Source organism: Chitinophaga sp. (assembly GCF_035538455.1).
GTDB lineage: Bacteria > Bacteroidota > Bacteroidia > Chitinophagales > Chitinophagaceae > Chitinophaga.
Genome location: NZ_DATLKJ010000088.1, coordinates 50,537 through 71,072 on the forward strand (window position 1 = coordinate 50,537; position 20,536 = coordinate 71,072).

A 20,536-nucleotide genomic window follows, 5' to 3' on the forward strand; every position below is an offset into this window, starting at 1 on the left:
TCGTTAAAACCTGTTCAACATGAAAAGAGGTTTACGTGTATTGCTAATGCAATCATTAGCCCTGTATTTCCTGTCCCAGCCGGCTGCCGCTCAGGACCCGGCTACCGGAAACCCTAAGGTCCCAAGTGAAACGGATAAACATACAGATACACAAGCCGATGAATCTTCCCTGAAAAATGTATTACACCTGATAGAGGAAAGGTTCAACGTTTCCATTGCCTATAAAAGTAATATCGTGAAAAGCCGCAGGGTGCAGCTTTCCGTTGCTTCCTGCAAAACGCCCGAAGAAGCCCTGCAAAAAGCACTGGCGCCTTTCAACCTGCAATTTGAAAAGCTGCGCGATCATTTTTATATGGTCTCTGAAAAGCCACAGGCTGCACCTCCGGCACCACGTGAAGCTTCTTATCAGCAACACCCTGTGAAAGGCATCGTGAAAGATGAAAAGGGAAACGCTATCGCCGGTGTAACTGTAAAGATCTCTGGTACCAGCATCGGTACAGTTACCGGCCCTGATGGCTCCTATACGTTATCTGCGCCCGGTAAAACGGGAGACCAGATAGAAGTTACTTTCATCGGCTTTGAATCACAGCGTATAGCCGTTGGCGATAGATCGCTGATCAATGTTACCCTGAAGGAGGGAGCCAGTGCACTTAATGAGATTGTGGTGACAGGTTATACCACCCAGAAGAAGAAAGACCTCACCGGCTCGGTGGCAGTAGTGAATATCGATAATCTCATCAAACAGCCAACAGCACAGGTGACAGAGCAGTTGCAGGGGCAGGCGTCTGGTGTTACCGTGATCGGCTCCGGTCAGCCGGGTCAGTCGCCACAGATCAGGATACGCGGTGTCAACACTTTCGGAACCAACTCGCCGCTTTACGTGGTAGATGGTGTGCCGACAACAGATATCGCTGACCTCAACCCTAACGATGTAGCTTCGCTTCAGGTTCTGAAAGACGCTGGTGCTGCTTCCATCTACGGCGCCCGTGCCTCCAACGGTGTTATCATCATCACCACACGCCGTGGGAAAGGCAAGATATCTGTTACCTATGATGGCTACTACGGCCGCCAGTATCCGAAGGGAGGTAATGTGTGGAACACACTCAACCCGCAGGAACAAGCCAATCTCCGCTGGATGGCTTACAAAAACTCCGGCGCTGATCCATCCACTGCCATCTATGGTAATGGGCCTACACCGGTGCTGCCGGATTACCTGCTGCCTTCCGGCGCCAAAGAAGGCGATCCTGCCACCGATCCCAAACACTATTATGTAAATCCTGACTATACTGACCAGGATGATTATAACAACTTTAACCAGATCGTAAGAGCCAACAAAGCCGGTACTGACTGGTATCACGAGATATTCCGTCCTGCGCCTATCACCAGCCACAATGTGGCTGTCAGCGGCGGCAATGATAAAGCGAACTATCTCTTTTCCCTCAACTATTTTAATCAACAAGGAACGCTGGTCAACACATATCTCCGCAGATATACCATCCGCTCCAATACACAGTTCAACATCAGCAACAATGTAAGAGTGGGAGAGAACCTCGCGTTCTCTATGACAGAGAATCCCGCCGTAGATATACTCAGCTCAGATGCGCCTATTGGTCATGCATTACGCGAACAGTCCATCATACCGGTATATGATATCATGGGCAACTTCGCCGGCTCGAAGGCAGATGCACTGGGCGATGCAAATAACCCCGCTGCTATTCAGTACCGTACCCGCAACAACAAAGGGCTGAATACACGCCTCTTCGGAAATATTTACGGAGAAGTGGATTTCCTGAAACATTTCACTTTCCGCAGCAGCTTCGGTGGGGAAGTTTATTCCGGCTGGTCGCATTCCTTTACCTATCCCACTTACGAGAACAGAGAGAACTCCGGTGTGAACTCATATACAGAAGGCAGTAGCAACGGTAACAACTGGACCTGGACCAATACGATCACTTTTCATCATAACTTCAACAGTCTGCATGATCTGAAAGTCGTGGCCGGTACAGAAGCCTTCGATGCACGCACACGTACGGTAGGAGGTACCACAAAAGACTATTTCACCTTCGATCCCAACTTCCCTGATTTGTCTACCGGTACAGGTATACAGACGAACTACAGTACCCGGACACAAGAAGCCCTGTATTCGCTGCTGGCACGTGTAGATTATTCATTCAACGGCAAATACCTGTTGAGCGCTACTGTGCGTCGTGATGGGTCTTCCAAATTCCTGACCAACCGCTTCGGCTGGTTCCCCGCTGTAACCGCGGGCTGGCGCATATCTCAGGAAGCGTTTATGAAACAGCTTACCTGGCTTACTGATTTGAAGATCCGCGGCGGATGGGGTATTATGGGTAACCAGCTGAACCTCGGCATCAACAATGGCTACTACCTGTATGGAGGCAGCCGTAACTCTTCCTATTATGATCTCGCAGGTGTAAACAACGGCCTCACTCCTGGTTTTGCCGGCGTGCAGATCGGAAATCCTGCTGCCAAATGGGAAAGCGATGTGAATGCCAACTTCGGTATCGATGCGGCATTGTTGGATGGAAAGATTGAGTTCTCCGCAGATTACTACCGAAAAGATATTAAGGACCTGCTCTACAATCCTGAGTTACCGGGCCTTGCGGGCACTGCGAAGCAGCCGTTTGTAAATATTGCGCAGATGAAGAATGAAGGCTTCGACTTCTCAGTCGGCTGGCATACCAATATCACGAAAGATCTGAAACTAAATGTAACGGGTACACTGACTACCTATAAAAACAAGATTATAAAAATTGCTGATGGCGTAGATTACTTTGAAACAGATTCCCGCCGCTTCGATGGCAGCAGCATCATTCGTAATGCAGTAGGTAATCCGGTATCTTCTTTCTTTGGATATAAGATCGATGGATTCTGGAATGAAAAATCAGAGATCGATGCTGCCAATGAAAAAGTGAGAAAGGCCACCAACGATCCGGAAGCGATCTACCAGGAAGACGCGGGGTTGGGCCGTTTCCGCTATGCAGATGTCAATGGCGATGGCCGCATCACTTCAGACGACCGTACTTTCCTCGGTAATCCCAACCCTGATTTTTCCTATGGCATCAATATCGGTCTTGCCTACAAAGGTTTTGATTTCAGCATCTTCCTGTTTGGTACGCATGGTAATCAGATATGGAACAATGTACGCTGGTGGAGAGATTTCTTCGCACCATTTGAAAGCGCTAAGAGCAAGACAGCACTGTATGATTCCTGGAGACCTGATCACAAAAATGCAAAGGCACCTATACAGGAAGTGAATGGATACGCCAGCACCACCAATGTACCCAACTCTTACATGGTGGAGAACGGCGCTTACCTGCGCGCCAAGAACGTGCAGCTGGGATATACTTTCCCGGCAGGTGCACTTTCCCGGATGCGCATACAGAAACTGCGTGTCTATGTGCAGGCTGCAAACCTTTTCACTATCACAAAATATTCCGGCATCGATCCTGAGATCGGCGGCTCCAACATCACTGACTTCGGCGTGGATGAAGGCGCTTATCCCAACCAGCGCCAGTTCCTGGTGGGGCTTAATCTCGGTTTTTAAAATTAAAAATGTCTGATCATGAAAGCTATCCGATATATACTGTTCAGTACTGTGATCACTGCCGGCCTGCTTGCCGGTTGCAGCAAGAGTTTTCTGGAACGGGAACCGCAGTCTACGCTGGGTGAGGCGCAGCTGACCAACAAAAAAGGTGTGGGCGTACTGCTGGTAGGCGCTTACGGCGCGCTCGACGGGCAGGACTTCAACGGTGATATGATCAATTTATCCGGGGGCAGCGGCTATGCTGTATCGCCGGACAACTGGATCTATGGAAGTGTTTGCGGTGGTGATGCCCACAAGGGCAGCGATCCCGGAGACGGCCCTGCCGCAATGTCTATTGCATTGTTTGCAGGTAATCCTTCCAACGGCTTCTTCAACGATAAGTGGCGCGTAAACTATGAAGGTATCCGCCGCTGCAATTTTGTATTGCACCTGTTAGCGAAGGTGAAGGATATGACAGAAGACGAAAAGGCGGAAGTGAAGGCCGAAGCCTGTTTCCTGCGCGCACATTTTTATTCTGATCTGAAGAAGATGTTCAATAAGGTAGCCTGGATAGATGAGAACACTGCCAGCTATACCAACCTAGATCCGAATGAATATAAACAGCCGAATGATAAAGATATATGGCCGCAGATAGAAGCAGACTTTAAATTCGCTGCAGAACATCTGTCTGAAACGCAGCGTGAAGTAGGACGTGCCAACAAATGGGCTGCTATGGCTTATCTAGCCAAAACATATCTCTATCAGAAGAAATTCGCACAGGCGTTACCGCTATTCGAAGATGTAATACATAACGGTCATAATCAGAAAGGGATACCCTACGGATTGATGGAGCATTTCCACGATAATTTCGATGCCTTCACCGAAAACAACAAGGAAGCGCTCTTCTCTGTACAGTTCAGCGCGAACGATGGTTCCGGTGGCACCGGCAATGCCAACCAGGGAGATATGCTCAACTATCCGTATGGCGGACCTTTCAGTTGCTGCGGTTTCTATCAGCCTTCCCAGGATCTCGTGAACTCCTATCGTACTGATGCCAATGGTCTTCCTTTTATCGATGATTTCAACGCCCATCCCGTGAAGAATGATATGGGCATCAAAGGCGCACTGGACACAACAAACCCGAGCGTGTTTGTTCCGGATGATGGTAATCTCGATCCGCGCCTCGACTGGACCGTAGGCCGCAGAGGTATTCCTTATCTCGACTGGGGCATGCATCCCGGTCAGAACTGGGTAAGGAACCAGGGTTCTGCCGGTCCTTATTCTCCTAAAAAGAACATATACATGCAGGCCACGCAGGATAAATACTACGATGGTAATGGCTGGGCGCCGGGCAATGCCATCAACTATGTGCTGATACGCTTTGCCGATGTATTGCTGATGGCCGCTGAATGCCAGGCACAGGCCGGTGATCTTAACCAGGCGCAGGAATATGTGAACATCGTACGCAACCGCGCCGCCAACCCTGAAGGTTATGTAAGGCTTTACAAAGATGCTGATGATCCGATGGGTGGCTACACTGATGATCCGGCAGCCAACTATCATGTATCACCTTATCCGGCAGGCTCGTTCCAGGCGCATGGTCAGGCCTGGGCGCTCAAGGCCATCTACTTTGAACGTAAGCTGGAGCTGGCGATGGAAGGGCATCGCTTCTTCGATCTCGTGCGTTGGGGACTTGCCCCTGCAGAGCTGTTACGCTATTTCAATTATGAGAAAACGATCACCTCAGATATTGCCACTGCAAACTTTGCGAAGCGCAATGAGTACTTCCCGATTCCGCAGCGGCAGATTGATCTTAGTGTGAAAGACGGAAAACCAATGCTGACACAAAATCCGGGGTATTAGATCCTGCCCTGAATGCAGGCAGATGCTGAAAGGGTGTCTGTCTGCAATTATCCCTGTACAACAGATAAGTATTTGCAATCCCTGAGAACTCTCAACTATGCGTGTTTGAAAACCCAGGCCCGCGGCGGCTTAAATTATAGGGAAACCTTGGCTGCAACCGCCCGGGCTTATTACGGTGACGGCTTTACGTGGCGCTTACCCTGCGCCACGTACCGTTGCCGGTGTTGATCTGTTATAGCTCTGCCCGGTTTAAACCTTCCGGTAATGTTTATCTGTTGTAAGGGAATTCATTGATCCAGTGAAATCCCCTGTTAATAAGCCGGTACATATTCAGGTCTCTTTTATTCAGTTCCAGCCGGATTGTATCATTACCTGCTGTTCCCTCCAGTAACCTGAGTTTCGGACCGTCTGCAATATAGGACAACTCCAGTTTATCTTTCCGGGTAGTATCTGTGGAGCCCATCATATTCTCGCCGGTGATTTTTCTATGCACACTATCAATAGTGATTTCGTAGTATTTGAATTTGTTGGAATCATTCATGCAGGCGAGCATGTTTTTTCGTTCTATGTAAACTGTTTTCCACGGGATACTGTCCTGGTTTGAATGGATACGGCTCTTTACATCATAGCTGCCGTAGAAGGACGGGCGTGTTGCGGTTGGATTGATGGATTGCTGCGTATAATAAGGGACATAAAAAGTGTAGCCGATGAGCAGCAAAACAATGACATACTTGACGATTGGATGAAGGATGCGCATCCACCTGCGTTTGTAGTGAGGATGGTAGCTATTGTCTGCCGGAACAGGTTTGTTGAGGAAGAAGAATTTTATGAGACGGATGAAGTCAGGGTAACAGATGAATACCGCCATCAGGAGCAGGTGAATGGAGAATAGTTTGACAGGAATATCATAGCAGAGATTAAGTGCTACGATATTGGATAATACTACAATGCTGAGGAGCGCACCGAATAGTTTCGTTCTCCGGAAGAAAAGGAAAAGGCCACCGAAAAACTCTCCAAAGCCCGTAAAGTAATTGAAACCGGCAGAGTATCCCATAAATCTCCAGGCGAGGCCCATCGGTGATGTCATACCGAAGGGCTGATCCATTTGCCATAGCCGCGCATCAGGAAACTGGACTTTAAGTATCTTATAAAAACCATAGAACATCATGGAATAAGCCAGCCCGAATCTGATAAGTAGCATCAACCAGTATCTTAACCGGTTGTAGTTGGATCTTTTCCAGTCTGCAATGCTCCATATGATGCATAAGAGTAAAGAAAGCACGGCATGACAAAAAATGAACAGGTAATTATACGTTGTGTCGCCGCTGCCATTTGTTCTTACGGTGATTGTATAATCTTTTGCAATCAGTAATTTCCCTGCCCATGTTACCGGTTCCTCCATCAGCCATCCAAGCAGGTCGTATATGCCGGTGAAAACATAGAAGGTGAAATAAATGGCAAAGAGCCGGAACAATATGCGATGCAGTAATGACCATTGGATTTTGGTTGCGGGTACTTCAATCATAGCAGGGGATTTTGTAATACACGAAGTAATGGAAACTTACAGAGTCTGTCAAACGTTTTAAGTTTTTTTTATAACGCCTGATAACTTTACCTGGTGGGAGTGGGGAGCTTCAGGGGCAGGTACGTTGCCATTAAATAGATAAGAATGCCTTAATTTTAAAGTTACTTAAACCCCCGGAAATTATGGCGCATCTCTTTAGCCCGCTGGAATTAAGAAAGGTAACGTTACGCAACCGCATAGCGGTTTCCCCGATGTGTGAGTATTCCTCACAGGATGGTTTTGCTAATGACTGGCACCTGGTTCACCTGGGTAGCAGGGCTGTAGGCGGCGCAGGACTGGTGCTCACAGAGGCTACAGCGGTATCTCCTGAAGGCCGTATTAGCCCGCAGGATCTCGGTATCTGGAAAGACGAGCATATTCCCATGTTGCAGCGTATCGCATCGTTTATTGCGGCGCAGGGAGCAGTACCGGGTATGCAGCTGGCGCACGCCGGCAGAAAAGGCAGCACACTACGGCCCTGGGAAGGCTCCGGTAAAGTGTTGCCGGAAGCGGAAGGGTGGATACCTGTTGCCCCGAGCGCTATTGTATTCAATGAGCATTACCCTTTACCGGATGCACTAACGGAAGAGGGTATACGTAAAGTGAAAGACGATTTTAAGGCAGCTGCACAGCGTGCATTCAGGGCAGGATTTCATGTTATTGAAATCCATGCTGCCCACGGCTACCTGTTGCATAATTTTCTGTCGCCCCTCAGCAATCAGCGCACAGACAACTATGGGGGTACGTTTGAGAACCGCATCCGTTTACTGGTAGAAACTGTGGAAACAGTACGTTCCGTATGGCCCGAAGATTATCCGTTACTGGTGCGTATCTCTGCTACCGATTGGGCTGATGGCGGCTGGAACCTGGAAGAATCCATTCAGCTGGCCGCTATGCTGAAAATGAAAGGTGTGGACCTGATAGATTGTTCTTCAGGCGGACTTGCAGCACATCAGAAAATTAAAACAGGACCGCTTTATCAGACGCCATTTGCAGAAGAGATCCGCAAAGAGGCGGACATTGCCACAGGAGCTGTAGGCATGATTACCACGCCGGCAGAAGCGGAATCTATTATTACAGAAGGTCGCGCGGATATTGTACTGCTGGCGCGGGAAATGTTGAGAGATCCTTATTTCCCGTTGCGTGCAGCCCATGAGTTGGGATACAACGATGTGAAATGGCCCGTACAATACGAAAGGGCGAAACGTAGATAGGATCTTGTAAAGGAGCAAAGGAAGAGCCCTGGTTTCCTTTGTTCCTTTACAGGAAACGCTTATGCGAGAATCTTCTCGATCTGATCCAGCTCTTCTTTATCAAAAGCTGTATTCTTCAATGTTTCCAGATTATTATCGAGTTGTGCCACGGAGCTGGCGCCGATGAGCACAGTAGTAATCCTTTTGTCTTTCAGGATCCATGCCAGTGCCATCTGTGCGAGCGACTGACCGCGTTTTTGCGCAAGGGCATGCAATTTCTTAACCTTCTCAATTTTTTCAGGCGTCACGTCATTCTCCTGCAGGAAGCCACTGGGCTTGCTGGCGCGTGATCCTTCGGGAATACCGTGCAGGTAGCGGTCTGTCAGCAGGCCTTGTGCAAGCGGTGAAAAAGGAATACAGCCGATACCATTAGTTTCCAGTACAGCGAGCAGCCCGCCTTCCACCCAGCGTTCAAACATACTGTATTTAGGCTGGTGTATGAGGCAGGGTGTTCCGAGTGATTTCAATACTTCGACCGCCTTGGCTGTCTGTTCTGCGTTGTAGTTGGAAAGACCTACGTACAATGCTTTCCCCTGCTGAACGATGCTGTGCAGCGCGCCCATAGTTTCTTCTATCGGTGTGTCAGGATCAGGGCGGTGGGAATAGAATATATCCACGTAATCGAGCTGCATGCGGCGCAGGCTCTGATCCAGGCTGGAGACGAGGTATTTGCGGGAGCCTTTGTCGCCGTAGGGGCCGGGCCACATGGTGTATCCTGCTTTGGTGGAGATGATCAGCTCATCCCGCAGATGACCGGTGAAATCCTGTTTGAGGATGCGGCCAAAGTTTTCTTCAGCGCTGCCGGGCAACGGACCATAGTTATTGGCGAGATCGAAGTGGGTGATGCCTTTATCAAATGCCTGGCGGATGATATTACGCCCATTCTCATAATTATCGATAGAGCCGAAGTTGTGCCATAACCCAAGTGATATTGCCGGCAATTGAAGGCCGCTTTTACCACAACGGTTATATGTCATGCTGCTGTATCGGTCAGTAGCGGGTGTGTATTGCATGGATTGATGTTTTTCAGTGGAACAAGATAATAGAAAAAACGGGACAAAGAAAAAGAGACACCGCTAAATGGTGTCTCTTTTTATAAATGAATAACGTTCGTGATCGTGATTATGCTGCATTTTCTTCCATCGCGGCAACGTGTTGCATGTCTTTCAGTTTGTTGCTGTGTTTCACTTTCTGTGGTACCGGACGGATTTCCCATACAATGCCCAGCCAGCCGAGTGTTTTGATTACATAGTAGGTGATGTCAATCTCCCACCAGTAGAAGCCCTGACGTGCAGCGCTCTGGTAGTAGTGGTGGTTATTGTGCCATCCTTCGCCGAGTGTCACCAGTGCCAGCACGAGGCTGTTACGGGATTCATCGCCGGTGTAGTAACGCTTATTGCCGATCTTGTGCATCAGGGAGTTGATAGTGAAAGTACCATGATACAGTATCACGGTGCTGAGGAAGAAGCCTATCAGTACGGTAGACAGACCCGCTGTCCAGTCGAACCAACCAGTGCCATTTACCTTATTACCAACGAAGTACACTGCCACCATCAGCACGAGAGCAGGCACCATATGAAATTTGTTCAGCCAGAAAAGTTCTTTGGCTTTGTGGTCTTTGATCAGCTCATAGCGGGTAGGCTTGTATTCAGGGCCCATAATCCAGCCGATGTGCGCATACCAGAAGCCATAAACATTAGCAGAGTGCGGATCTTCAGGCGTATCGCTGTGCTTGTGATGAATACGGTGATTAGCAGACCACCACAGCGCTCCTTTCTGCAGGCTGCTCTGTGCGCCGCCCGCCAGGATGAACTGGAAGAAACGCGACGTTTTGAACGCGCGATGCGAGAAGTAACGATGATACCCGGCCGTCACAAAAAACATACGGATAACATAAAGTACGCCGCATAATATCCAGTCAAACGCTGTTGTGCCAGTAAGGATGGCCAGTAACGGAATAGCATGTATTCCCAGGAAGTCCACCTGATGCCACCAGTTAGGTGGCTTTCTGTCTTGCTTTATCGCCTTATTCATCACACAAAGATAATTTCACTCAATTGTTAAATCTATGATTTATATCATTTAGGCAAAGGTAATGGCTTTTCCCCTTTTTTTGAGGGTTACTTTGTTCACCCTATTTCATTAAACTGGCAACATATATTTGATGAGGTGGTTTCCCCGAACTTTTTTAGCGAGAGGATGTTAAGAAGATACAGATTGTCATTCTTTTATAACATTAAAATAAAAATTATGTCTCAGTTAATCAGCGCTATCCGCGATTCCGTAAAAAATTGGTGGCTATACCTGCTCAACGGTATCATTTTTCTGATTGCGGGCTTCATTGTTTTCAGTAACCCATTCAGCAGTTACCTCTTACTTAGTATATTCTTCAGCGTTACCCTTTTTGTGACGGGAATCTTTGAGATAGCCTTTGCGGTGGGGAACCGCAATATGCACGGTTGGGGATGGTCCCTGGCTTCCGGCATCATCGATGTTGTGATCGGCTTTATCCTGATGATACATCCAGCCATCACTATGACGGTGATCCCGTTATTCCTGGCTTTCTGGTTTATGTTCAAGGGCATCAGCCTGATCGTTTTCTCCATACAGCTCAATAGCTACCGGGTGCCTAACTGGGGCTGGATCATGTTCGGTGGCATACTGCTGATTATTATATCGGTGATCATTCTCGACAATCCTGCTATGGGAGTAGCTGCTATATTGGGATTTCTGGCTGCTGCATTTTGGGTGACTGGTGTACTCAGCATTATTTTTGCATTCAGGCTGAGGCACATCAAGGGAGATATCAAAAATATTGAGCAGCACTTAACGACCTAACTCTTTGCGCAGAAATTTCAGCGCCCTGTTCATCTGTTTCTCAATAGTGCCGGTGGAAATGTCCAGCTGTGAGGAGATCTGCCGGTAGCTGAGGGATTGTTCCTTATGCAAACGGAATATTTTTTGCTGCTGGGTAGGCAGCTTGCTGATAGTGGACTGTATCTGTCTGCCCAGTTCCCGCTGCAGGAACATGTCTTCAGGTGAGGGCGTTGCTTCATCCGGTTTATAATCTGCCATCGCGGCTTCTTCGCGGGTCTGTTTACGGATCTCATCCAGGAAAAGGTGCCTGCCATATGTTTTCAGCAGCGCCATGATACTTTCATCGTCATCAATTGCATCAAGGTTTTTCCATACCTTGATATAAGTCTGCTGTACCAGGTCTGCGCAAAGATCATGGTCTTTGCACAACATATTTAATACCCCATAAAGCTTGTCATAGGTCTGGTCTATTATCCTTCTCAGCCTTTCTTCCTGTTGATGTGCCAATGACTGTTGTTTTTTTTCATGCAAAATTAAGCGCGGCTTCCGGCCCCCAAGATTAAGAAATTGTTAAGCCCGGTTTCAAGGTACAGGTTTTTTTTATGGCTGTCGTGTAGTAATTGTGATTTAGGGAAAACGATCACGGGTTTAAAAATTGATGGAAGAACTGTTAGCGAAATATTTATCAGGAAAATGTACTCCCGCAGAAGTGGAGCAGGTGAAACAATGGCTGAAGGACCAGGGAGAGGAGTGGATGGAAAAGTTCATGGAGGAGCACTGGGATCAACAGCCGCAGCACAGTACGCCTGAAGTACGGCAACAGCTGGCTGATCAAATCATAACGGCCACGGTCAAACGTAAAAGAATGTTTTTCCTGCGTATAGCCACTGCCGCCTGTGTAGCTGTTATAGCTGCTGCAGCATGCTGGCTGCTCATCCCTTCCCTGCAGGAACCGGTGCGTTGGGAACTGGTCAGCAACACCGGTAAAGACCTGAAGAAAATACAACTGCCCGATGCTTCGGTAGTAACGCTCAACCGCAATACCACGATCCGTTATTCTTCTGCCTATAACAAAAAAGAAAGAAGAGTGCTGCTCGAAGGAGAAGCCTTCTTCGAAATTGCACCTGACGCCAACAGGCCATTCCTGGTACAGGCAGGCAATGCCATTACCCGGGTATACGGCACCGCTTTCAACGTGAACGCTGTTACCGGCGCCGGTGAAATAAGAGTAGCGCTGCAGCAGGGAAAGATCAGCGTTACCTGCGACAGTCTCTCCGGGGAAAAAATGATGACGCCGGGACAATTGCTGGTGTACAACAGGCAATCTCACAAAACCGACATCCTGCCAATAGCGCCTGAAACAGCTGACAGCTGGCGGAAAGGGCAACTCAATTTTGTGAACACGCCTATGCACGACGTACTGTTACAACTCGAAAATACTTATGGTGTACACTTTGTTCACGATAACAACATCCGGCAGCAGCAGACAGTGACGGCTGTATTCCCGGCGGCGGATCTGCCGAAAGTATTGCAGCACCTGGCTTTCATCTGGGACCTTCAGTTCCGGCAGCAGGGTGACAGCATCTACATAAAATAAAATCACCACATCATTCATTACCGTATCGCATCGCCACTATGGCGGTGTGCAGGAGATCTTTATACCGAAAATTTCAAATCAGCAATATGAAAAAGAATCCGCAACGATGGCTGCAACCTTCATCAGCATGGAAATACCGCCTTAAAACCGGTTTAAGAGCGCTGGTAATCGTAGCTGCCATGAACGGACGGGCCAATGCGCAATCCATCAAGATGGACATCACCGGTTCCAACCTGGCCGCTGTAGTGGCTAACCTGCAAAAGCAGGCGCCCGGATATCAGTTTTCCTTCCAGCAGCAGGTACTGGAAAAAGTGAAGGTCGATAAAATGAACCTGCACCAGCCCAGTGTGAAAGCAGCACTGGAATACCTGCAAAAGAACTATGGCGTGCAATTCCTGATGGAAGGCAACATGGTGTCTGTGAAATACGCCCCTGCCACAGGCGCACAGGAGAAACAACTGTTTCATGGTAAAGTAACAGACGAAAGCAATGCGGCATTACCCGGCGTGAGCATTATGGATCAGCATGGAAAGATGCTGGGTACCACTGATGCATCCGGCGTATTTGCCGTGAAAACAGAACGCGGTGTCACGCTGACGTTTACCTACCTCGGTTTTGCTGCATCCAGATATACCGTTGCCGGCGCAGAGAATGTAATCAGCATCGTCATGAAGCAGAACAGCAAAGAGTTGAACGGTGTAGTGGTAACAGCGTTGGGCATTTCCCGCGAACAGAAAAGCCTGGGTTATGCCACCCAGAAACTGGACGGTGGCGCGGTGAGCAATGCGCCCACCAACGGCTTCGCCAATGCACTCTCCGGTAAAGTGGCTGGTCTGAATATCACCAAAGCTGGTGGTCCGATGGGTAGCAGCCGTATTGTACTGCGCGGCGAAAGCATCCTTGGCTCCGGTGGCGGTGAAGCCATCATTGTAGTAGACGGGGTGATCGTTAACAACTCCTTCAACGGAACAGGCCACCAGGGCTATCTTGGTAACGACAGCCCCATCGATTTTGGTTCTGCGTTAACAGATATCAACCCGGAAGATATTGAAACCATCAACGTGCTGAAAGGCCCCGGTGCAGCTGCCCTCTACGGCTCGCGCGGCGCAGGTGGTGCCATCATCATCACCACTAAAAGCGGTTCCCGTAACGTAAAGGGTTTAGGCGTAACCGTTAGTTCCAATATCGCCTTTGATAATGTTAATCACTGGCCCGATTACCAGTATGAATACGGACAGGGCACCAACAATGCCAAATATTATTCCTACGGTCAGACGGCAGATGGCCCTAATACATCCTCTACCAGCTCTTCCTGGGGACCTAAGTTCGACGGGCAGTCTTATTTCCAGTATAACTCGCCCAAAGATGCCAACGGCGTGAGAACTGAACGTACACCGTGGGTGCCCTACAAAAATAACAGGAAAGACTTTTTCCGTACGGGCATGACGTTTACTAACACAGTATCGATCGCCGGTAGCAACGATAAAGGAGATATGCGCCTCAGCTTCACCCACATGAAGAACGACTGGATCATGCCCAACACCGGCTACAAGCGCTATACCATCTCATTTGCCGGTAACACGCAGGTGAGCAAAAAAATATCCCTCTCTACCAAGATCGACTATACGAATAAGGACGCCGGTAACCTGCCCAACTCAGGGTATAACAACCAGTCTATCGCTTATTTCATCAACTTCCAGAATCCCAACGTCAACCTCGACTGGTACAAACCCTATTGGAAACCAGGCAGGGAAGGCATTGAGCAGAACCACCCCTTCAGCTCTCTCATCGACAATCCTTACCTGATCGTAAATGAAATGATCAACGCCTCCATGCGCCATAACCTTACCGGTAATGTGATGGCTAAATATAAAATACTTGACAACCTGGAACTGTCGCTGCGCAGCGGCCTCGACTTCGGCTACGAGTTCAGGAACCAGCGCCGTCCGAAGAACACACAGAAGTTCCAGGATGGTATGTACCGCCAGCAGACTGTGATGAATTATGAGAACAACAACGACTTCCTGCTGCGATACAACAAACAGATTAATGCCGACTTCAACATTATTGCCAGCCTGGGTGGTAACGTACGGAACCAGCGCAGGTATTACACCAACCAGCGCGCAGATAAACTTGCTGCGGTAGGCGTATATAACCTGACCAACAGTAAAGACCCCGTACAGTCCAGCTCTGAGCGTCCTGCTGCACAGGTGAACAGCCTTTATGCTTTCCTGAACACCTCCTGGAGAAACAAGATCTTCCTGGATCTTACCATCCGCAGAGATCAGTCCAGCACGCTGCCAGAGCATAACAATACTTTCTATTATCCGTCTGTAGTGGCCAGCGCCATCCTCAGCGATATGGTAAATATGCCTTCATTAGTATCGTTTGCCAAGCTGCGGGCATCCTATGCCAGCGTGGGATATGATGCTGCCTTAGGCACTTATTCTCTGGAGAAGGATTATGTATCCGGTTCTATCACCGGCAGTATGTCCAACGGCAACGTATTGCCTAATCCTGATCTGAAACCCAGACGTAATAATGCGCTTGAATTTGGTACAGAATGGCGCCTGTTTAAAAATCGTGCAGGCATAGACGTTACTTACTATACGCAGCGTACCATTAACCAGATTGCGTCTATTCCTATTGATCGTTCTACTGGTTACGACTACCAGCTCGCCAACGTGGGTATAGTTGAGAACAATGGGGTAGAAGTGGTGCTGAATGTAACACCGGTGCAGCAGAAGAACTTTGAATGGAAGACCTCCGTTAACTGGGCGCTGAACCGTAACAAGGTGATCCGGCTCGACCCCAAAGTAGGCAGCTCCATCATCCTGGCTGAAGGCCCCCGTGGTACACTCGAAGCGCGTGAAGGCCACCCGCTGGGAGAACTGTATGGTATCGGTTTCCTGCGCAGCCCTGATGGACAGATCGTTTTCAAGAATGGTCTTGCACAGATGGCGTCTGACGCCACTTACCGCGGCAACGCCAACCCTGACTGGAGGGGAGGTCTGAACAACCAGTTCACGTATAAGAATCTCTCGCTCTCCATACTGCTGGACATGCGCAAAGGCGGCAAGATCTATTCACTCACACATGCTATCCTGGCTGAACAGGGCAAGATTAAGGAAACACTGCCGGGCCGCGACAATGGCCTGATTGGTCAGGGCGTGAAGTTGGATGAAAATGGTAAATACGTGCCGAATGATGTGCTGGTAACCAACATGGACCTTTACTACAACGCAATGTTCGACCGTAGCAACGTAGAAGCCAATACATTCGATGCCTCCTACGTGAAACTGCGTGAAGTGGTACTGAGCTATAAAATACCTGCCAGCCTGTTTGGCCGCTCCTTCATCAAAGGCGCTGCCGTGAGTCTGTATGGCCGTGATCTGTTTGTGTGGTCCGACTTCCCGGCCTTCGATCCGGAAACTGCTACACTCAACAGCAACTCCATTGTTCCGGGTTTCGAAACAGGTCAGTTCCCGTCTACCCGCACCATCGGCGCGAATGTAAAACTCAATTTCTAATCTAACAGGAAGGCATATATGAAAAAGTATTTTGTTTATATAAGTGTTGCACTTGGTATAGCTGCAACTTCCGCATGTACCAAAAACTTTGAGGACATGCGGCATAACCCGGAAACACTCAAAGTAGTGCCGGCAGGAAATTTCCTGAATGCTATCCTCTTCGACGGCGTGAACATCGGCCTGCGGGAATCACACCGCATCAACAATGAGCTGATGCAGGTGACCGTGAGTGAGATCGCCACCACCGACTTCAGCAGGTATATTATCCGTACCACCGAATCGGACTATCCCTGGGAGGAATATTACCTCACCCTCAACAACGTAAAAGACATGCGCGCCTCCGCCAAACTGGCCGGAGAAGTGAACAGTGAAGCGATCGCGCTTACGCTCTGGGCATGGCTGTATCAGAATCAGACAGACATCTTCGGCGATATCCCCTATCGGGATGCACTCAGGGGATTTCCCGATAACCAGCTGCAGAACCGTTTCGACTCACAGCAATCCATATACGAAGATCTGATCAGCAAACTGGACACTGCCAATGCCCTGTTTGTAACTGACGGCAAGAAAGGCCTGGAACAGGGCGATGATTTGCTGTTCAACACGGCTGCAACCCCTGCCAATATGATTAAATGGAAGAAGCTGTGCAACTCCCTTCGCCTCCGTTTGCTGATGCGCATTGCGCACAGATCCTCCGCGGCGAAGCAGGAAATCGGTAAGATGCTGTCAGCGCCTGATAAATATCCTGTGATGATCAGCAATGACGAATCTGCCGTGTTGAAGTATACCAACGTGAAGCCTTTCCAGAATCCGTTCTTCAGCGCACGTGACTACGACTTCAACGGAGATAGGGCGATGTCGAAGTTCTTCACCGGTAAGTTGTTATCATGGAATGATCCGCGGTTGCCTATCTGGTGCCAGAAAGCATCTGATGGCACTTACACCGGCATCCCCAGCGGTTACAAACCGGAGAAGTTCGATAGCATCGCGGCTATTCCTGCTGCAACTTTGTCTATCACCTTGAAGAAATCAAACCTGACCGGTACGATCATGACATGGGCGGAAGTAGAGTTCATCAAGGCTGAAGCGGCACTCCGCGGTTATGCTCCCGGTAACGCGCAAACATCTTATGAGAATGGCGTGAAAGCCTCCATCGCGTTCTGGGGGGGCCAGGTGCCTGCTGACTTCCTCAGCCGTCCGGGCATTGCCTACAACGCCAGCCTCGAGCAGGTGCTTACCCAGAAATATTTTGCGTTGTTCTTTAATGATATGCAGCAGTGGTTTGAATATCGCCGTACCGGCTTCCCCGTTATACCGAGAGGAGAAGGTGTTGTTTCCGGTGTGGAAATGCCCGCCCGCCTGAAATTCCCGATCATGTTGCAAACGGTGAATGCAGCCAATTACCAGGATGCAGTGAGAGCGATGGGTGGAGACGAGATCAGTACGAAAGTATGGTGGCAGAGACAATGATTCCTGTGATTTTTGCGATTCTTTTGATGAAGGAAGATTGAATTTTATAATTACCAAAGAACCCGATCCAGGTAAATGGACCGGGTTCTTTCTTTTAGGTTAAATTTTAATTCGTTCATCGGGAAAACCAGCACATTCACACAAATCACAGTTCAATCTTCGCTCATCAGGAAAATCAAACCAATCACATAAAATCACAGTCTAAATCAAAGAAATCACAGTATATTGGGGGGCATCAAAATCTAATATCGCATCCAGATGAAATTTAGTAAAGTCTACTCCCTTGCCGCTCTTTTGTTATGCGGTATGGTACAGCATGGGATGTCTCAGTCTGTATCCAAATATGATCAACATGAGGCGTTTTCTCCGTTGTTCTATCCGTCTAATGGAAATGAATACCGCAGTGCTGGCGGTGCACCCGGACCTAAATACTGGCAGAATACCGCCGATTACAAAATTGATGTAACGCTGGACACCATGCAGCACCGGCTGAGCGGATCAGTAGTAATCACTTATAAAAACAACAGCCCTGATCAATTACCGTTCCTCTGGTTGCAGATGGATCAGAACGTTTTTCGTGAAGACTCCCGCGGAACAACTACAGTGGCTATTACCGGCGACCGCTTTGCCAATCGCAACTATACCAAAGGATTCGAACTGAAATCAGTGAGTGTTGTTACCAATGGCAAATCCGCACCCGCTGATTACCTGGTGAATGATACCCGCATGCAGATACGGCTGGCTACTGCGGCAAAAGCTGGCGGTACCTTACAGCTTAAAATTGACTACGCCTACACCATTCCCGAATACGGAACAGACAGAACTGGACGTCAACTCACACAAAAGGGATGGATATACGAAATAGCACAGTGGTATCCACGCATGGCTGTATATGATGATGTACTGGGATGGAATAACATTCCTTATCTCGGCGCTTCCGAATTTTACCTGGAGTACGGTAACTTCGATTACAACATCACCGCACCGGCGAATATGGTTGTAGTAGGCTCCGGAGAGCTGGTCAATGAAGCGCAGGCGCTCTCTCCAACAGAAGCTGCTAGGCTCGCCAAAGCGCGCAACAGCGACAAGACCGTTATGATCCGCGATAAATCTGAGGTAGATAATATTACGGCAAAAGGCAACCGTACCTGGCACTTCGTCTGCAAAAACAGCCGCGATATAGCCTGGGCTGCTTCCCGTGCTTTCATCTGGGATGCTGCCCGGATTAATCTGCCCGATGGAAAGAAATCACTGGCGCAGTCAGTGTATCCTGTTGAGTCATCTGCCGATTACGCATGGGCAAGGTCTACTGAATTTGTAAAGGGCTGTATCGAGCACTATTCAAAACAGTGGTTCCCGTATACTTATCCCGTCGCTACCAATGTAGCCGGTATTGTTACGGGTATGGAATATCCTGGTATCGTTTTCTGTTCCTGGAAATCTACCAGGGGCGGACTTTGGGGCGTTACCAACCACGAGTTCGGACACAACTGGTTCCCGATGATCGTTGGTTCCAATGAACGCAAATACGCCTGGATGGATGAAGGCTTCAATACTTTCATCAATGCAATCTCCAGCAGCGATTTCAATAAAGGCGAATTCGCTTCTTCCCAGCAGTCGAAGAATGCTGCACCCATGTTATTCTCCGCTATCTCGGAGCCTATCATGAATACGCCGGATGTAATCCAGCTCGGTTACAACGGAGTGGCAGCTTACTTCAAACCTGCTATGGGGCTGAAGCTACTGCGTGATGAAATTCTGGGTCAGCAACGTTTCGATTATGCTTTCCGTGAGTATATCAAACGCTGGGCATTCAAACATCCTACGCCCTGGGATTTCTTCCGTACAATAGAAAATGCTGCAGGAGAGGACCTGAGCTGGTTCTGGCGCGGTTGGTTTATTACCGACTGGAAACTGGATCAGGGTATTAAAAGTGTAGACTATATTAACAGCGACCCTGCAAAGGGCTCACTGATCCGGTTAGAGAATCTCGAAAAATTGCCTATGCCGGTAACGCTGGCTATTAAAGAAGAGAATGGTCATACCGATACGCTGCATCTGCCGGTAGAAATATGGCAACGCAGCAACACCTGGACAGTGCGTTACCCTTCCACATCAAAACTGGCAAAGGTAGAGATAGACCCGAACGGCGCTTATCCTGACATTAAACAATCCAACAACGTATGGAGAGCGGAGAGCGGAAAACCGGTACCGGCAGGTGTTACAGCTGCCACTGTTATCAGCCGTTACCTCGATGCGATTGGAGGTGCGGATAAGATTAAGAAAATAAAGGAGTATGCTTACGAAGCAGAAGGAGATACACGAGGTACACAGGTGCTCCTGAAGTTTAAATACAAAGCTCCCGCAGAGGTATCGCAGGAGGTTTTTGTTCCTGCCATCAACGCATACGCTATCAAGCTGAATATTAACGGCGACTCTGTGCAATCTGTACGTATGGGCAGACCAGACCCGCTGACGGCTGCCGACAAGATTATCATAAGAGAAAGAAGCATCCCCTTCCCTGAATCCTGGCTGACCGGTAACAATGTCAAACTGGAATTGGCGCCACTCACAGAGCTTGTCAACGATGCCGAACAATACGTAGTTACGCTGGCAACTCCCAACGGCTCCGTCTTCAAAAATTATTATGATGTGAAGACCGGCCTCAAAACCCGCGTTATCAGTCTTACCGGACAAGAGGGCGCTCCCGGCAGTAACATAGCTGTTGACTACAGCGACTATACAGATGTAAAAGGCATAAAGATTCCCTTCAAGCTGAAAACCGCAGCAGACGGATATAATACGTCACTGAAGGTCACCAAAGTTGACTGTGAATGATTTGATTTTTGTGATTCTTTTGATGAAGGGAGATTGAATTTTATAATTACTAAAGAA

At 48.7% G+C, this 20,536-nt stretch carries 12 protein-coding genes; 8 read left to right on the top strand and 4 right to left on the bottom strand.

Translation table 11 applies throughout. The features are described from left to right. Positions 1–19: 19 nt before the first annotated feature. Positions 20–3,568, top strand: coding sequence for a SusC/RagA family TonB-linked outer membrane protein (locus VM802_RS10330; RefSeq protein WP_325530025.1), 3,549 nt, complete (start codon positions 20–22; stop codon positions 3,566–3,568). A gap of 18 nt (positions 3,569–3,586) precedes the next feature. After that, positions 3,587–5,410: a RagB/SusD family nutrient uptake outer membrane protein gene (locus VM802_RS10335; RefSeq protein WP_325530027.1), complete on the top strand. Its 1,824-nt coding sequence runs from the start codon at positions 3,587–3,589 to the stop codon at positions 5,408–5,410. Positions 5,411–5,678: 268 nt separating this feature from the next. Here VM802_RS10335 and VM802_RS10340 read toward each other — a convergent pair whose 3' ends face one another. Further along, positions 5,679–6,935, bottom strand: coding sequence for a hypothetical protein (locus VM802_RS10340; RefSeq protein WP_325530029.1), 1,257 nt, complete (start codon positions 6,933–6,935; stop codon positions 5,679–5,681). Positions 6,936–7,117: 182 nt separating this feature from the next. Here VM802_RS10340 and VM802_RS10345 point away from each other — a divergent pair, with 182 nt between their 5' ends. Then, complete coding sequence (locus VM802_RS10345; protein WP_325530031.1) at positions 7,118–8,188, top strand: NADH:flavin oxidoreductase/NADH oxidase; 1,071 nt, start codon at positions 7,118–7,120, stop codon at positions 8,186–8,188. 59 nt (positions 8,189–8,247) lie between these two features. On the opposite strand, the gene mgrA is transcribed toward VM802_RS10345, so the two are convergent. Continuing rightward, on the bottom strand, positions 8,248–9,240 hold the full coding sequence (gene mgrA, locus VM802_RS10350) for an L-glyceraldehyde 3-phosphate reductase (RefSeq protein WP_325530033.1): 993 nt from the start codon (positions 9,238–9,240) through the stop codon (positions 8,248–8,250). Between the two features lie 109 nt (positions 9,241–9,349). After that, positions 9,350–10,261: an acyl-CoA desaturase gene (locus tag VM802_RS10355; RefSeq protein ID WP_325530035.1), complete on the bottom strand. Its 912-nt coding sequence runs from the start codon at positions 10,259–10,261 to the stop codon at positions 9,350–9,352. A 216-nt stretch (positions 10,262–10,477) separates the two neighbouring features. On the opposite strand from VM802_RS10355, the gene VM802_RS10360 reads away from it, so the two are divergent. Then, positions 10,478–11,065, top strand: a complete 588-nt coding sequence (locus VM802_RS10360; protein ID WP_325530037.1) for an HdeD family acid-resistance protein — start codon at positions 10,478–10,480, stop codon at positions 11,063–11,065. Here the strand turns inward: VM802_RS10360 and VM802_RS10365 are convergent. Further along, positions 11,054–11,551: an RNA polymerase sigma factor gene (locus VM802_RS10365; protein WP_325530038.1), complete on the bottom strand. Its 498-nt coding sequence runs from the start codon at positions 11,549–11,551 to the stop codon at positions 11,054–11,056. The two genes, VM802_RS10360 and VM802_RS10365, sit on opposite strands and share 12 nt — an antisense overlap. Before the next feature lie 151 nt (positions 11,552–11,702). Between VM802_RS10365 and VM802_RS10370 the strand changes: the two genes are divergently transcribed. From VM802_RS10370 to VM802_RS10385, 4 genes are all read left to right on the top strand, one after another. Further along, entirely contained in the window at positions 11,703–12,641 is a 939-nt protein-coding gene (locus VM802_RS10370; protein ID WP_325530040.1) for a FecR family protein, read from the top strand. Between the two features lie 86 nt (positions 12,642–12,727). Then, the gene (locus tag VM802_RS10375) at positions 12,728–16,171 is read left to right on the top strand and encodes a SusC/RagA family TonB-linked outer membrane protein (protein ID WP_325530042.1); all 3,444 of its coding nucleotides are present in this window, start codon (positions 12,728–12,730) and stop codon (positions 16,169–16,171) included. A gap of 18 nt (positions 16,172–16,189) precedes the next feature. Further along, positions 16,190–17,641, top strand: coding sequence for a SusD/RagB family nutrient-binding outer membrane lipoprotein (locus VM802_RS10380; RefSeq protein ID WP_325530045.1), 1,452 nt, complete (start codon positions 16,190–16,192; stop codon positions 17,639–17,641). A gap of 258 nt (positions 17,642–17,899) precedes the next feature. Further along, positions 17,900–20,479: a M1 family metallopeptidase gene (locus VM802_RS10385; RefSeq protein ID WP_325530047.1), complete on the top strand. Its 2,580-nt coding sequence runs from the start codon at positions 17,900–17,902 to the stop codon at positions 20,477–20,479. Positions 20,480–20,536 lie beyond the last annotated feature (57 nt).

Coding starts and splice junctions, on each gene's coding strand:
- VM802_RS10330 (WP_325530025.1), top strand. CDS start 20: ATGAAAAGAGGTTTACGTGTATTGCTAATGCAATCATTAGCCCTGTAT.
- VM802_RS10335 (WP_325530027.1), top strand. CDS start 3,587: ATGAAAGCTATCCGATATATACTGTTCAGTACTGTGATCACTGCCGGC.
- VM802_RS10340 (WP_325530029.1), bottom strand. CDS start 6,935: ATGATTGAAGTACCCGCAACCAAAATCCAATGGTCATTACTGCATCGC.
- VM802_RS10345 (WP_325530031.1), top strand. CDS start 7,118: ATGGCGCATCTCTTTAGCCCGCTGGAATTAAGAAAGGTAACGTTACGC.
- mgrA (WP_325530033.1), bottom strand. CDS start 9,240: ATGCAATACACACCCGCTACTGACCGATACAGCAGCATGACATATAAC.
- VM802_RS10355 (WP_325530035.1), bottom strand. CDS start 10,261: ATGAATAAGGCGATAAAGCAAGACAGAAAGCCACCTAACTGGTGGCAT.
- VM802_RS10360 (WP_325530037.1), top strand. CDS start 10,478: ATGTCTCAGTTAATCAGCGCTATCCGCGATTCCGTAAAAAATTGGTGG.
- VM802_RS10370 (WP_325530040.1), top strand. CDS start 11,703: ATGGAAGAACTGTTAGCGAAATATTTATCAGGAAAATGTACTCCCGCA.
- VM802_RS10375 (WP_325530042.1), top strand. CDS start 12,728: ATGAAAAAGAATCCGCAACGATGGCTGCAACCTTCATCAGCATGGAAA.
- VM802_RS10380 (WP_325530045.1), top strand. CDS start 16,190: ATGAAAAAGTATTTTGTTTATATAAGTGTTGCACTTGGTATAGCTGCA.
- VM802_RS10385 (WP_325530047.1), top strand. CDS start 17,900: ATGAAATTTAGTAAAGTCTACTCCCTTGCCGCTCTTTTGTTATGCGGT.